Raw genomic sequence first — 14,932 nt, forward strand, 5'->3', positions numbered from 1 at the left:
TTTATTGTGAGAGTTTAAGATTACAACATAGGGTACGGGTAAAGAATATAAAAACTATAAGGATGTAGAATATACTGGAACAACTAAAGTTAATGGAGAAGTAAGGGATATTAGCAGGCGGGTTTTTCAAAGGTTAGATATTGATTATATGAGAATTGACCCTAACGCTGGTATGACAAATCTCCAATTGATGAAAAAAGGAAGAGCACCAATTTGGCAAGATGGAACTGCTATAGAACTTCATCATTTAATTCAAAGAGAGCCCGGATCAATGGTAGAGCTCCCTGGTAGTATGCATAAGGAATATTATAAAATATTGCATGGCTTAGTGGAGAATGGTGGAAGCTTTAGAAACGACCCTGTGCTAAAAAAGCAATATGAAAATTTCAGGTTGAAATTTTGGAGATGGAGAGCTAAACAAATAGATAAAGCTGAATTATAAAAGGAGGAATTTTGAATGAATAAAGAGGAATTAACCAATTTTATTAAGATAAATATGGAATCAGATGACTTTACTGGTGGAGTTGATAAAAAACAAGTTGATTATGTTCAAGATACCCTACAGTTAAAATTGCCCGAAAGTTATAAGTGGTTTTTAACTAATTATGGCTCTGGTGGGTTATTTGGTGTTGATATTTTAGGGGTTGCTAAGTCTAATATAGCTTCTGTTGTTATTGAAACAGAGAGTTATAGGGATTTAGGAATGAATGAGAATTTAGTAGTTATTGAAGATATTGGGGAATATGCTTATTGTCTAGACACTAGTAATATGGAAAACAATGAGTGCCCAGTAATAGCATGGGATAGACAAGGTGGACTTGATGACTACAATACAGCAAAGAATTTTTATGAGTTTTTATCACAAAGGTTATTGGATGCAAAAGAAGCATGGGAAGAAGAGTTTTAATATAGATAAATGACCTTGTTTAGCTTAAAGCTGAATAAGGTCATTTTTATTATAAGAAGATTAATTGTTTATGATGAATAGAAGTTATAAGTATTATTAGTATTTTCTCCACTTTATATATAAGAATAGTTAAAGTTTTATATATGGATAGACAAGAAAAGAGAAGGAAAACGAATTTGTTTTTGATGTGGATAGAAAAAATATATGTTATTTGAAAGTAAGTACCCCATGATGGTTGTACCATCATGGGGGTACTGTGTGCAATGATAGAATACGAAGTACGAGCTTAGGCGAGATAACATTTTAATGGGTGATGAATATAAACTGGAATGTATATTAAACTAACGAACTCATAAGTTTTAACGTAACACCTGTCGCGACATGTAAAAGGTGTCATACTTGTGCTACAAAACTTACAAATTTATGTTACTTAAAAACAAATGAACTTAAAGCACTTGCTTGCCCACTAAAAGGCAACAAGTGCTTTTTTCGTCTCAGTATAGAAATGAGATATAATAAAGAAAAAGTAAATATTTTGTTAGATTGAGATCATAAAAAGTAAAAAATAGGGACTAAAAAACAGCCACCCACAAAGTAAAAGAGGGTGTAAACTTTGTAGCCTCCACAGCAAAAGGATTTGCCGACAAAATCGGGAGTTTATGGAACAAAGGTGCCACAACCGTAAAAACAACCTTCCTACAAGGAAATCAACAAATCCAGCACGCAGTAAAAACATTACTGGAGTACAAATGGATTCCAGGTGTGGGAAAAGCCTACGTCATGCCTGGAGTAGGAATGGTCCGAGAGATGGGACAGCATTCTCTGAAAGATGCTTATCAGTATATGACAAGTAAGGGTGTTAAGGGTACGGGTAATCCTCCTAAGATAACGGAAATACAAGAGGGGGACCTTGGGAAGCACATTATTAAAGGGAAAAATGGAAGAAAAGAACTGGCACCAAACGTGCGTTATATTACCGAGGATGGTTATAAATATACAACAGATGAGCTTGGTAGAATAGTAGATGTTGAGGCAGGAGAATTAATACTTCAAAAAGGAAAACGAAACAAAGGAATGCAAGTGGCAGCAGGCCGTGAAGATAGAAGTGACATAACATATTTTTCTCCTTATATTTTATTTGTAAATATTTTCTATATAGGTTTATGAAAATCCTTTTCGACAAAAAATTAACATAGCCCTTGACAGTTATAAATATAACCGATATACTTCATATTAATTTCAAAAGAAAATATATTCTAAATATTAAAATGCATTGAATAGGAGTAGTAAGGTCATGTATTTGTACAGAGAGCTATGGGTTGGTGCGACATAGTCAAATGACATCCTGAACTCGCCTAGGAGCAGTAAGGTGGAACGGAATCACATTCTTAGTAAATCTTAACGGTTAACCTTCGATATTAGGTTTGTAATCAAACGATTACTACTAAGGTGGATTCATAATGGAATCAATAAGGGTGGTACCGCGTTAAGTGAATGGCTTAGCGTCTCTTTATATAAAGAGATGCTGGGCCATTTTTTATTTTATAGAAAAAGAAATGGAGGGTTTATTCGGATAGGTATATAAAATTTGTTTATTTATATAAAAGGATTTAATTAGGAGGAAAATAAGATGAAACAGACGGAGCAATGGACTTCGAAATTAGGTTTTATAATGGCAGCAGCAGGATCAGCAATTGGACTTGGCGCAATATGGAAATTTCCTTATATCGCTGGGAAGAGCGGAGGAGGAGCATTCTTTTTAATCTTTATATTATTTACTGTATTAATTGGACTACCTCTACTTATAGCTGAATTTATGATTGGACGCAGTACACAGAAACAAGCAGTCGGAGCATTTAAAAGTATCGCACCAAATACAGGATGGCACTGGATTGGACGTCTTGGCGTTGGAACTTGTTTTATATTACTTTCGTTTTATAGTGTTGTAGGTGGATGGGTATTAATTTATTTATTCAGAGGAGTAACTGGACAACTTATTACTCCGGGACAAAATTACGGTTCGTTATTTACTGAAACAATTGGAAATCCCGCTTGGGCTATTACTGGACATTTCGCTTTTATGTTCATTACGATATGGGTTGTATCAAAAGGTGTACAAAATGGAATTGAAAAAGCAAGTAAATATATGCTACCAGCATTGTTCGTTTTATTTGTCGCTCTTATTATTCGTTCATTAACACTGGATAATGCGATGGAAGGTGTGAAGTTTTTCTTACAACCAGATTTCTCGAAGATTACTTCAGAAAGTATTTTGTTCGCAATGGGGCAATCATTCTTTGCGATTAGTATCGGAATTTCAATTATGGTTACGTATAGTTCGTATTTAAATAAAAAAGAAAGTTTACCAAAATCAGCAGTTACGATTGTCGGATTGAATTTATTCGTTTCTTTATTCGCAGGTCTTGCTATTTTCCCAGCAGTATTTTCATTAGGAATGGAGCCAACTGAAGGACCTGGATTACTATTTATCGTATTACCATCAGTATTTAGTCAAATTCCATTCGGTGGAGTTTTCTTAACGGTATTTCTTGCGCTATTTACATTTGCGACATTAACATCGGCATTTTCTCTACTAGAGACGGTCGTTTCAGCATTAGCAAATGGTGAACAAGAAAGAAGAGCTAAACTTTCATGGATCATCGGTTTCTGCATCTTCCTAGTAGGTATACCATCTGCCTTATCATTTGGAGTATGGAGTGATATTACGATTTTTGGGAAGAATATTTTTGATGCAGTAGACTTCTTATCTAGTAATATATTAATGCCGCTTGGAGCGCTATTCATTAGTATTTTCGTATCATTCAAGATGGAAAAGAAAGTGTTAGAAGCTGAATTTTTTGTAGGTGGAAATTACGGAAAGAAAGTATTTACTATCTGGGCATTTTTACTTCGGTTTGTAGCACCACTTGCAATAATCATCGTCTTTTTAAATGTAATAGGGATTATATAAAGATAAATGTTATAATATTCAGTAAAAAAAGAGGTGATGATCATAAAAACGAACTTGATTGAAGAAAAGAAACATATGGACATTAGAGGGAAGAAGTTATATGTTGAAGCACATGGAAACCCTAAAAGTAAGCCTGTATTATACTTGCACGGCGGTCCAGGAGAGAGCTGTTATGATTTTTCATTTCATCAAGCGGAACGATTAAAAGATTCCTTATATGTAATTATGATAGATCAAAGAGGAGTTTGTCGTTCGGAAGTAATTACTGAGGAAGAACCTTTTGGATTAAATGATTTAGTTGAAGACTGTGAGGCGATAAGAAAACTATTACAAATTGAGAAATGGTCGGTAATCGGGCACACTTTCGGTGGCTATTTAGCATTGTTATATGCGTCGATATATCCAAATTCAATAGAGAAGATAATATTTGAAGGTCCGACTTTTGATTTTGCATTAACAAGTAAGGCTTTATTGCAAAAGACAGCACAGCTATTGAAGAAGTATGGAAAAGAAAAAGAGGCGAAAGAATGCCTAGATTTTTCAGAAAGTAATGCTAATCCAGAAGAGTTATTAGAGGCTTATATAAGATTAAGCGCTGAATTAGAAGAAAAAAGAATGGAGATTTACAATTATAAAAAAGATGAGACAGACGATAGTTTATATAGTGATGAAGAGTGGGAAGTATTTTCAAATCGCTCCAAAATTCATTTTGATAGATTAAAATCACAGGGAGCATGTCATACGTCATTATTATCTAAAATAAAAGATATACAAAATCCAATGTTATTAATTGTAGGAAAACATGATGTAGTAACGTGTGAAAAGCAAATTGAAATATTCAATCGAGATGCTCTAAATGGAAAGTATATCATATTCGAAGAAAGTGGCCATACACCACATTATGAGGAAGCTGATCGATTTGCTGAAACAGTCATTCATTTTTTGAACTAAAAAAGAAAGAGCGCTTCGTATAATGCGAAGCGCTCTATTTTAAATTTCTGGATAAGTAATTGTAATATTAGGCCACTTGCTTTGCCATTTCTTTTGATTAACTCTTTTGTTGTACATATGTATTCGTTCTTTCGTTTCAAGAAAATGAGGTGTAGGTTTCACTTGTAATGAAAGTACATCTTCTATTCCGCATGGGGATGTTAATATGACTTTGTTTTGTTCGTCCAAAGAAACACCAAGAGCGGTTGCTGTTTCAGGAAATTTAGAAATAGCATCAACAGAAGAAGAGTATGGCGGCATTCCATTCACTACATGCATGCGAGTTTGATTTTTTACTGACCAAGGGATAGTAGCATCCATATTCATTAGTTTCTGTTCTAATGATTGTTCGTACACCTCATCTTTATGTAATGGATCATAATAAATGACATCGACATCTGGCGTAGCCGTTCTTACTTCGTAGTTATGTAAAGTATCCCAAATTTTAGAACGGACAAACCCAGCGCAAATCCACCAATCAGGTAGCTCTAGTGATTTTGCCAATTGTAATACATTCATCATCCATTCGTCGTTTTCTATTAAGTGAATTAAATCTTGCTCTGTTTTTATATTCATCGATAAATACACCTTCCTAGTAGATTAATGCATCAGCTCAATAATCCATAAAATCCAGTGAGCACCTGGTACAAATAAAAGTTGTGCTAATAAGGTGCCGAGAAGTCTAGAAATCATTAGCCAACCATACATTTTACTCATAGATTCAGCGCCATTTTCTGATTGTAAAGCACGTTCTGTCAAAAGTGCTATACGTGGATCGAGTAACACTGTTAATAAAATTGTAGCAAAACCATTCACAAGGCCAGAAGCTGTACTTGCATTTGTTGCGTAATCTGGATTTAGAAAAGAAGCATAAAGGGCAGAAAGAACACCTGCTGTATAAATTGCAGTAGCAAACATGTTAATAAGCATAATACGCTTTGGGATACCACCGATACGCAATCTATGAATCATTTCAAATCTTGGAAAGCGCACATATTTTTTTGTGTACTTTAATTTTTGAATGTTATTTGTTTTCATCATTCGAATGAAAGAACCATCTGTTTCAAAGTTTTGAATGACATATCCAAATAGTTTGGTCAAAGTTGGATACAGAATAATCGCAAGTAATGTACCGATGGAAGCAGATAATAGTACAAGTCGTATAGTATGCTCTAAATTAATAGAAGCATCTCGCTTTGCTTCATCGACAATCCCGCCAATTAAAAAGGCTTGTAGTAAATTTGACGTTCTTGAAATAAGTAATACCATTCCCACGACAGATAAGGCAACGACAATCTTTTTTAAACGAACACCAGCTAATCGAATACTATAAGAGCTAGTTTCAACTGCATGGATAACAATTGTGAAAGCCATTATAAAAATTAACGTAATTGACATGTGTTTCACCAGTTTCTATTAAATTAATTATAACTTTTTCACTTTATCATATCTTTTGTGATTTTGTAACTGAAAGTATAAGGGTTAGAAAGAACAATTTTCCGAAAAGTTAAATGGTGATAGTATAGTAAAGGTGTAAGTAGGATAATGGCCTTAATGGGGTACATATAAAATCAGTGGGGGAATGAAATATGTATACAACATTTCTATTTGATTTGGATGGAACATTAACTGATCCGAAAGAAGGGATAATAAATTCTGTTCTATACGCGTTAGAAAAAATGGGGATTGAAGAAGTGAATATAAGTGAGTTAGATTCATTTATCGGTCCACCAATCCAACAATCTTTTGTAGATAGATATAATATGAATGAAATAGAAGTAGAACGAGCAGTGTTTTATTTTCGGGAATATTTAAAGCAAAGTGGTTTATTAGAGAATAAAGTATACGATGGAATTGGAGCCCTATTGCAAGAATTAAAGGATGCTGGCAATCGTTTGTTTGTAGCAACTTCAAAGCCTACTATATTTGCGAAACAAGTAATAGAGCACTTTCAGTTAACATCTTTTTTTGAAGAGATTGTTGGGAGTAATTTAGATGGGACAAGAATAAAGAAGGAAGAAATAATTGCTCATATTTTACAAACAAATGAAGAACTTCAAAAAGAAGAAATGGTGATGATTGGTGATAGAAAGCATGACGTAATCGGTGCGAGCAGTAACGGAATTGCTTCAATAGGTGTATTGTATGGATATGGTAATGAGAATGAATTAAGTGATGCTAGGGCGATTCATATAGTGAAAGATGTCGAAGAGTTACAAAGCTTTTGTATAGAGAATAGTACGATAAAATTATAGAAATAGAACATAGAAATCCCTTTATAACATATGACGATGAAATCGTTTTTGTTTAAAGGGATTTTTCATATGTAATCGAATATGTATAATTAGACATTTTAGTATGAAAAATTTGTATGAATTAGAGGAGGGATGTCAGAAACGAAAGATTAGTAGAAGTTTATCAATAAAAGATTGAATTTTCAGTCTAAAGGAGGGGTATAATTGGAGCTAGTTATTATATTATTAGCACTTAGCTTACTCATGTTTGTAGCATATAAAGGATTTTCTGTAATATTATTCGCACCGATTTTTGCATTATTTGCGGTATTTTTGACAGAGCCTAGTTTTGTATTACCTTTCTTTTCAAATATTTTCATGGAGAAAATGGTAGGATTTATTAAATTATATTTCCCTGTGTTTTTACTTGGAGCGATATTTGGGAAAGTAGTAGAAATGTCAGGGATCGCTGATTCTATCGCAAAGACGATTGTAGAGTTAGTTGGAGAAAAACGTACAATTTTAGCGATCGTTCTAATGGGAGCTATTTTAACGTATAGCGGTGTTAGCGTATATGTAGTAGTGTTCGCTATATTTCCGTTTGCGGCTAAGTTGTTTCGACAAGCGGATATTCCAAAACGTTTAATCCCTGGCACAATCGTTCTTGGAGCAGCGACATTTACAATGGATGCGCTTCCTGGATCACCACAAATTCAAAATGTAATACCTACAACTTTTTTTAAAACTGATATTTATGCAGCACCGATACTTGGTATTTTAGGAGCAATTTTTGTTTTAACGTTAGGTTTACTTTATTTAGAGAGTAAGCGTAAGAAGGCAAAAGCAGCAGGAGAAGGGTATTTTGGTTTTAACGATGGGAATTCTGAAATGGCAGCATCTTTGCAATTAGAACAAAAAGATATGCCGATATTAAGCAGTATTGAAATTACAAGAGTACAGCAAGTAATTGCGTTTGTACCACTTATTTTAGTAGGTGTAATGAATAAAGTTTTCACAATCATGATACCAAAGTGGTATCCAGATGGTTTTGATTTCTCAGCTATTGGTATGAAAGCATTTGGAAAAGTTGAATTAAGTGCGGTAGTTGGGATTTGGTCTGTAGAATTGGCACTTATTATAGGGATTTTATCAACGCTTTTATTATATTGGAAACGAGTAGTAACTGGATTTCAAGCTGGATTGAATACAAGTATTGGTGGAGCGCTACTTGCAACAATGAATACAGGCGCGGAGTTTGGATTTGGTGGTGTTATTGCAGCACTTCCAGGCTTTGCAATTATGAGAGATAGCATCTCTGCAACTTTTACGAATCCATTAGTAAATGGGGCAGTAACAACGAATATTTTGGCTGGTATTACTGGATCAGCATCAGGAGGAATGGGGATTGTTTTAAGTGCGATGGGGGATAAATTTATTGCAGCGGCCAATCAATATGATATTCCATTAGAAGTTATGCACCGCATTGTATCAATGGCATCAGGTGGAATGGATACATTACCACATAATGGTGCAATTATTACTATTCTAACGGTAACAGGATTAACACATAAACAGTCATATAAAGATATATTTGCTATTACAATTTTGAAAACGATTGCTGTATTTGCAGTCATCGCATTCTATACTTTAACAGGGATCTATTAATACTAGTTAATATACGAAAAGAAAATATTTATTAGATTGATATTTTACATAATAAAATATTTATTGTAACTACTCAGTCACTCTATGAAAAATCGGCAGAAAAGTTTTTTAAGTTGGTCGAGAGAGGACCTGGCTATTTATAGGAGCGGTCAGGGCCTTTCCTGCCACGCACAAAGTTTTAAAACAAAGTATAGTTAATAAGGGGGCTTATTTTAACTGGAATAATAGACTTTATCAAACTTCTGAATGAAATGCATGGCTGAGTAGTTGCAAATATTTATTATAGATAGAAGGGGTGGAGTACTTGCAAGAAGTTGCTGAGTTTCGTATGCCGAAGTCTGTATTATATGGAAGAAATTCGTTTGAAAAACTAGGGGATCAATCAAGAAAGTTAGGGAAAAGGGCTTTTATTGTCAGTGATACAATTATGGAGAGTTTCGGTTATGTTGAAAGATGTGTGGATCACTTAAATGCGAAAGGGATTACTGTTATTACGTACAATGAAGTAAACACTGAGCCTACAAATTTACACGTATTGGAAGCGTTATCTATTTGTAAAGAAGGAAAATGCGATTTTATCATAGGTATTGGAGGAGGAAGCTGTATTGATGCTGCGAAAGCAGTAGCAGTGTTATATACAAATGGTGGAGAAATTGAAGATTACGTCCAAAAGGATATAGAAATAGAATACAATCCACTACCGCTAATCGCAATCCCTACGACTTCTGGTACTGGATCGGAAGTAACAAGTGTAGCAGTAATTACAAATAAAAAAACAGATGTGAAAATGATGATAAAACATCCAAGCTTTATCCCTCATGTTGCTATAATAGACCCGATTTTTACAAGTTCGGTACCACCTCATATTACTGCAGCAACGGGAGTAGATGCATTATGCCATGCAATTGAAGCTTATATTTCTAAAGTTTCACAACCTCTTACAGATGTTCTTGCTCTTTCAGCTATTGAAAGCATTATGAAATATTTACGTATCGCATATGAAGATGGAGATAATATGGAAGCAAGGGAAGCAATGATGATTGCTTCATTACAAGCTGGGATTGCTTTTTCAAATGCATCTGTTACATTAGTGCATGGTATGTCCCGTCCAGTGGGAGCATTATTCCATGTACCACATGGAATATCGAATGCAATACTATTACCTACAGTTTTAGAGTTTACAAAAATGAGTGCAATAAAAAGGTTAGCAGAAGTAGGACGTAGCTTAAACAAAGATTTGTATTCTCATTCTGATGAAGAAGTAGCGAACTACACGATTGCTGAAATTAAGAAACTTTGTTTTGATCTTCGTATTCCTAATTTAAGAGAATACGGAATTGACGAAGTTGAATTTGAAAATGCTATTTCTAAAATGGCGAAAGATGCAATTGCAAGTGGTAGCCCAGGAAATAATCCACGAGTTCCTTCTTATGATGAAATCAAACAGTTGTATCGAGAGTGTTTTAATTATCAATATGAAGATGCTATAAAAACATCAGGGCTTTAATTTCAGAATATTATAATAAAATTTCCTTGGAAATAGTTAAAACAAGACTTTATATTATAAATTTAAAGTCTTGTTTTATTGTGTATAATATACATAATAAAATATTGTTATTGGTTTTATAAAAATAGTTTAGGTAGGTGTTTTACTATGAAAACGATAGGTCTTATAGGTGGTATGAGTTGGGAATCAACTTCTGAATACTATCGAATTTTAAATGAAGAAATAAAAAGTAGATTAGGTGGATTACATTCAGCAAAATGTCTGATTAATAGTGTGAATTTTGAAGAGATTGAACGATTCCAGTCTAGCGGAGATTGGGAGGGAGCAGGAGAAGTATTAGGGAATACGGCGTATTCATTGCAGAAAGGAGGAGCAGACTTTATAATCATTTGCACAAATACAATGCATAAAGTAGTTGAGAAAATAAAGGAGAATATTAACATTCCAGTATTACATATTGCGGATGCAACTGCAAAAGAAATAAATAGAAAAGGTATTCAATCGGTTGGTCTGCTTGGAACGAAATATACGATGGAGCAAGATTTCTATAAATCACGTATAGAAGAGAATGATATAAAAGTAATAGTACCATTAGGAAAAGATAGAGAAAAAATAAATGAAGTAATATACAAAGAATTATGTTTAGGAAAGATAACATCTCAATCTAGAGAGTATTATAAAAGAGTTATAGAAGAGTTAGTGCAAAAAGGGGCGCAAGGAATAATATTAGGGTGTACAGAAATAGGGTTATTAATAAAGCAGGAAGACATATCAGTTCCGATATTTGATACAACGCATATACATGCGATTGAAGCAGTCAATTTCGCTTTAGATAATAGATTGTAATTATATTATGTAAACTCAACTCATTTGTCTGGAAAACATTCAGAAAATATTTTATAATGTAAGTGGTTACATTTAAGGAGGAATGCGGATGTTTTCAGTTCAGCCAATCGCATTTGTACATAATGAAAGAAAGGAAATAAAAGATGATGAGTGGGGAGAAGTAAGATCCTATATTACTTTAACTGATATGTATACAGAGGAAAGTATACAAGGGATTGAAGATTTTTCTCATATTGAAGTTGTCTTTTATTTTCATAAAGTAACTGATGAACAAATTCAATATTTTGCTAGACATCCTAGAAATAATAATGATTATCCTAAAGTAGGCATTTTTGCACAGCGCGGGAAAAATCGTCCGAATCGCATAGGAGCTACAATTGTAAAGGTGATCAAAAGAGAAGGTAAATCAATTATTGTTGAGGGGTTAGATGCTATTGATGGCACCCCTATATTGGATATAAAGCCGATAATGAAAGAGTTTATGCCGAAAGAAGAAATTCTACAGCCTAAATGGGTAACGGATATTATGAAACAATATTGGAAGGGGAATAAAACAAAATGAGAATATATGAGGCAACAATTGCAGATTTAGATGGACTAGCATCTGTTTTTAATAACTATCGCGTATTTTATCGACAAGATTCCGATATTGAAGGAGCAAAAGTGTTTTTACGAAATCGAATCGAGAGAAAAGAATCCATTATTTTCGTGGCAGTTGAAGATGGAGAATATATCGGATTCACGCAACTATATCCATCATTTTCTTCTATTTCGATGAAAGAGTTATGGATTTTAAATGATCTGTTTGTACAAAAGGCGAAGCGCGGAGCCGGAACAGGTAAAAAATTGTTAGAAGCTGCAAAAGAATTTGCCTTAGAAAATGGCGCAAAAGGTGTGAAATTACAAACAGAGATTGATAATTTATCAGCTCAGCGATTATACGCTGAAAATGGATACTTGAGAGATAATCGTTATTTCCATTATGAATTAACTTTTTGAAATATATATAGTTAAATGAGACGTTTTCAATGTGAAGACGTCTCATTTAATTTTTTTATTGATGATTTAAAATCCAATTTGTAGCATCTTCAAAGTTTTCTGCGATGTAGTTTGGTTCAATATGTGCCCATTTATCTCGGAATGTATGTAAAGCATCATATCCAGCGCCAGTTTGAACCAATATAGTCGTTGCATTTACTTTTGCCCCAGCAACAATATCCGTCCAGCGATCACCGATTACAGCGCATTTTGTTAAATCAAGCCCATGTTTTTCCACTGCTTGCAGGAGCATACCTGCGCTCGGTTTGCGGCATTCACATCCATCACCATGTTTATGAGGACATAGATAAATATCATCAAAACCAAACTCTTTTAATTCTTTCGTAAAATCATTCGCAGTTGCTTTTCCATCCGCGATACCTGGTTGATTCGTAAAAGAGAATAGTTTAATATTTTGGGCTTTTAACTTTTGTAAAGATTCCTTTGTAAAAGGAAATAATGTGAAAGAACCTGGATAATGTATTGTAGTATCACCGCCAATTGTTCCGTCACGATCAATGAATATTGCTTCAATGTTTGTCATAGTTATAGTCCTTTCAATTTAAATTAAAATCTACAAACATTAAGTATTCTCTTGAAATATGCTTTTTCCTGCTACAGAAATAAATATATCAGAAGTGATATAATACTATATTAAGAGGGATATGTTATCATTTTCCTTGATTGTAATGTAAATGGAAAGAAGGTAAGTATTATGTTAGAGGTGAATATCCGCTCAGCCGGATATGAAATTGGTGAAAAGACAGTTCATGATATTGCATTTGCAATTGAAAAAGGCGAGTTAGTGGCTCTTATTGGTGCAAATGGCGCAGGAAAGAGTACGACAATTAAGTCGATACTCGGTTTGCTTGTCAATATGGATGGTGAAATCTCGTTTGGTGAAAAGAAAAATCCATATGCATATGTACCGGAGCATCCCACTTATTATGATTATTTAACTTTATGGGAGCATATTGAATTGTTAATGGCTGCCCGTGGAAATGAAGAGGGACATTGGGAGGACAAAGCAAGGGAATTATTACATACGTTTCGAATGGAAAAACATATACACGAATACATATCAAAATTTTCAAAAGGTATGAAACAAAAATCGATGCTAATATTAGCATTTTTAACAGAGCCAGATTTTTATATTATTGATGAGCCTTTTATCGGTTTAGATCCAGTAGCCACGAAAGACTTTTTGAATTATTTATATAAAGAAAAAGAGCGAGGAGCAGGTATATTACTTTGTACGCACGTGCTGGATACAGCTGAAAGAATTTGTGAAAGATTTTTACTCATTTCGCAAGGTACATTAGTAGCAGATGGGCATTTAGAGGCGATCCAATCGTTAGCAGAAATGCCAGGAAGTACACTGTTAGATTGTTTCGATGCAATTGTAAGGCGGGAACAAAATGATTAAACAACAGTTTAATAAAAGGTTACGTCATGAATTGCAAAGAAAATGGAAAGCGATTCGTTCTGTAACAGATTGGACAGTAGCATTATATATTATTATTCCAGCACTTATATTTGCGGGGATCTATTATCGTTCACTATGGATGAAAGAATTATCGATGGAAGAGACCATTTATTTTGGGTTAGGTTTACTTGCGTTTTATTTTGTCACATTTTCAAGAGGAGTTCGCTCATTTTTTGAACAAGCAGATAGTTTATTTTTAATTTCATACCCAAATCATATGCGAAAATTAATGAAGCTTGGCATTATATATACGTTAATTCGGATTGCAATAACGAACGCAATTGTAGTGTTCATTATGCTGCCTATATTGATGAAAAGTATGGGAGCGACAATTATACAAATCGTACTGTTCTGGATGTTCTTTACTGTTTTTCGATTTATGCTATCGTTGTTGACGAGATTCATAAATGTACGTGTGGGGAAACGATGGGTTTTATTGATTATAAAAGATGTTATATTTTCTTTAAGTTTAGTCTATTTTGGAATCAGTGTATTTTTTATTTTTAAAAATCCATTGTATTTCATATTATTTACCGGCCTAGTAGCTGTACTTACTGTAGTCTTAGTAAAAGAAAAGATGAATTATAAAAAGTTCTTTTTTAAAGAAGTTGAGAAAGAAAAAGAAGAAAGTATGCGCTGGACTGTAGGGATTATGCAAGTTGGTGGTCATGCAGCTAAGCCAAGTAGTTCGAATAAAAAACCGTGGATGTTCCCTCGGTCTAAAAAGATATTAGGAAAAAATTCTGATTCGCGTATTGTAGAAGCTTTTTTAAAAGAATTTTTGCGTACAAGTAGTGCTTTAATGTTTTATGTTCAAATTGTATGTATAAGTACTGTAGGTATTATCGTGACTCCGCAGTGGATAACAGCTATTATTCTTGTATTTGCTATAGTTGCTATTTCTCGCTATGCGCGTGATTATTGGAATGAATTTACGAAGAAAATGTTTCTACATTTATATTGTGATGAAGGAGAATTACTATTATTAAGGTGGAAGGCGGATCGTTATTTGCTACTTCCAGTCGTATTCATATACGGGACGGTCATCCTTTCTCAGTTTTATTTATTACCAGCAGTAATTATTGGAGTTATTTTTATAGTATTCATTGGTTGGATTGTATTTTTACCATAGAAAAAGAGCCGGAAGCGGCTCTTTTTCTAGTCTGTAACACACTGGTAAATAAAATATACTAAAAGGAGTATGCTTGCGGCTGAGTACACGACATCTAAAGTCATCTGATTGTCCCCCTCATTGTTGTTGTATTTATAGTGTATGAAATCTTACAAT

At 33.9% G+C, this 14,932-nt stretch carries 15 protein-coding genes, 1 pseudogene and 1 other annotated feature; of the genes and pseudogenes, 13 read left to right on the forward strand and 3 right to left on the reverse strand.

Translation table 11 applies throughout. The features are described from left to right. Positions 1 to 148: 148 nt before the first annotated feature. From MKY70_RS11295 to MKY70_RS11315, 5 genes and pseudogenes are all read left to right on the forward strand, one after another. Positions 149 to 442 (forward strand): HNH/ENDO VII family nuclease, encoded by a 294-nt coding sequence (locus tag MKY70_RS11295; RefSeq protein WP_341024264.1) that lies wholly within the window; start codon positions 149 to 151, stop codon positions 440 to 442. A gap of 15 nt (positions 443 to 457) precedes the next feature. Next, the gene (locus MKY70_RS11300; RefSeq protein ID WP_341024266.1) at positions 458 to 907 is read left to right on the forward strand and encodes an SMI1/KNR4 family protein; all 450 of its coding nucleotides are present in this window, start codon (positions 458 to 460) and stop codon (positions 905 to 907) included. Positions 908 to 1,483: 576 nt separating this feature from the next. Beyond that, a pseudogene (locus MKY70_RS11305) lies at positions 1,484 to 1,783 on the forward strand (WXG100 family type VII secretion target); the annotation flags it as partial. Positions 1,784 to 2,171: 388 nt separating this feature from the next. Continuing rightward, positions 2,172 to 2,420: a binding site (T-box leader), on the forward strand. A gap of 117 nt (positions 2,421 to 2,537) precedes the next feature. Further along, entirely contained in the window at positions 2,538 to 3,878 is a 1,341-nt protein-coding gene (locus MKY70_RS11310) for a sodium-dependent transporter (protein ID WP_341024270.1), read from the forward strand. A gap of 36 nt (positions 3,879 to 3,914) precedes the next feature. Next, positions 3,915 to 4,829 (forward strand): alpha/beta fold hydrolase, encoded by a 915-nt coding sequence (locus MKY70_RS11315; RefSeq protein WP_341024273.1) that lies wholly within the window; start codon positions 3,915 to 3,917, stop codon positions 4,827 to 4,829. A gap of 39 nt (positions 4,830 to 4,868) precedes the next feature. Here the strand turns inward: MKY70_RS11315 and MKY70_RS11320 are convergent, their stop codons facing one another. Continuing rightward, positions 4,869 to 5,444: a nucleotidyltransferase family protein gene (locus MKY70_RS11320; RefSeq protein ID WP_002141609.1), complete on the reverse strand. Its 576-nt coding sequence runs from the start codon at positions 5,442 to 5,444 to the stop codon at positions 4,869 to 4,871. Positions 5,445 to 5,468: 24 nt separating this feature from the next. Further along, positions 5,469 to 6,266 carry a lipid II flippase family protein gene (locus tag MKY70_RS11325; protein ID WP_033733932.1) on the reverse strand — a complete coding sequence of 266 codons (798 nt, stop codon included), beginning with the start codon at positions 6,264 to 6,266 and terminating at the stop codon, positions 5,469 to 5,471. A gap of 191 nt (positions 6,267 to 6,457) precedes the next feature. Here MKY70_RS11325 and MKY70_RS11330 point away from each other — a divergent pair, with 191 nt between their 5' ends. The 6 genes from MKY70_RS11330 to MKY70_RS11355 all read left to right on the forward strand — a co-directional run bounded on the left by MKY70_RS11330 (position 6,458) and on the right by MKY70_RS11355 (position 12,119). After that, positions 6,458 to 7,123: an HAD family hydrolase gene (locus tag MKY70_RS11330; RefSeq protein WP_088032809.1), complete on the forward strand. Its 666-nt coding sequence runs from the start codon at positions 6,458 to 6,460 to the stop codon at positions 7,121 to 7,123. Positions 7,124 to 7,327: 204 nt separating this feature from the next. Next, positions 7,328 to 8,767 carry a GntP family permease gene (locus MKY70_RS11335; RefSeq protein ID WP_002085897.1) on the forward strand — a complete coding sequence of 480 codons (1,440 nt, stop codon included), beginning with the start codon at positions 7,328 to 7,330 and terminating at the stop codon, positions 8,765 to 8,767. Between the two features lie 304 nt (positions 8,768 to 9,071). Continuing rightward, complete coding sequence (locus MKY70_RS11340; RefSeq protein WP_002141613.1) at positions 9,072 to 10,274, forward strand: iron-containing alcohol dehydrogenase; 1,203 nt, start codon at positions 9,072 to 9,074, stop codon at positions 10,272 to 10,274. Between the two features lie 147 nt (positions 10,275 to 10,421). Further along, positions 10,422 to 11,120: an aspartate/glutamate racemase family protein gene (locus MKY70_RS11345; RefSeq protein ID WP_002012596.1), complete on the forward strand. Its 699-nt coding sequence runs from the start codon at positions 10,422 to 10,424 to the stop codon at positions 11,118 to 11,120. A gap of 88 nt (positions 11,121 to 11,208) precedes the next feature. Further along, positions 11,209 to 11,682: an SAM-dependent methyltransferase gene (locus MKY70_RS11350; protein ID WP_002085895.1), complete on the forward strand. Its 474-nt coding sequence runs from the start codon at positions 11,209 to 11,211 to the stop codon at positions 11,680 to 11,682. After that, positions 11,679 to 12,119, forward strand: a complete 441-nt coding sequence (locus MKY70_RS11355) for a GNAT family N-acetyltransferase (protein ID WP_002085894.1) — start codon at positions 11,679 to 11,681, stop codon at positions 12,117 to 12,119. Before MKY70_RS11350 ends, MKY70_RS11355 begins: the two co-directional genes overlap by 4 nt. A 55-nt stretch (positions 12,120 to 12,174) precedes the next feature. Here MKY70_RS11355 and MKY70_RS11360 read toward each other — a convergent pair whose 3' ends face one another. Further along, a complete protein-coding gene (locus tag MKY70_RS11360) occupies positions 12,175 to 12,702 on the reverse strand; it encodes an HAD-IIIA family hydrolase (protein ID WP_088032813.1) in 528 nt (175 codons plus the stop codon). Positions 12,703 to 12,873: 171 nt separating this feature from the next. On the opposite strand from MKY70_RS11360, the gene MKY70_RS11365 reads away from it, so the two are divergent. Both MKY70_RS11365 and MKY70_RS11370 read left to right on the forward strand, forming a co-directional pair. Continuing rightward, complete coding sequence (locus tag MKY70_RS11365) at positions 12,874 to 13,584, forward strand: ABC transporter ATP-binding protein (protein ID WP_088032815.1); 711 nt, start codon at positions 12,874 to 12,876, stop codon at positions 13,582 to 13,584. Beyond that, positions 13,577 to 14,776 (forward strand): ABC transporter permease, encoded by a 1,200-nt coding sequence (locus tag MKY70_RS11370; RefSeq protein ID WP_063219622.1) that lies wholly within the window; start codon positions 13,577 to 13,579, stop codon positions 14,774 to 14,776. Before MKY70_RS11365 ends, MKY70_RS11370 begins: the two co-directional genes overlap by 8 nt. Positions 14,777 to 14,932 lie beyond the last annotated feature (156 nt).

The organism is Bacillus sp. FSL R9-9492 (genome assembly GCF_038007365.1).
Taxonomy (GTDB): domain Bacteria; phylum Bacillota; class Bacilli; order Bacillales; family Bacillaceae_G; genus Bacillus_A; species Bacillus_A mycoides.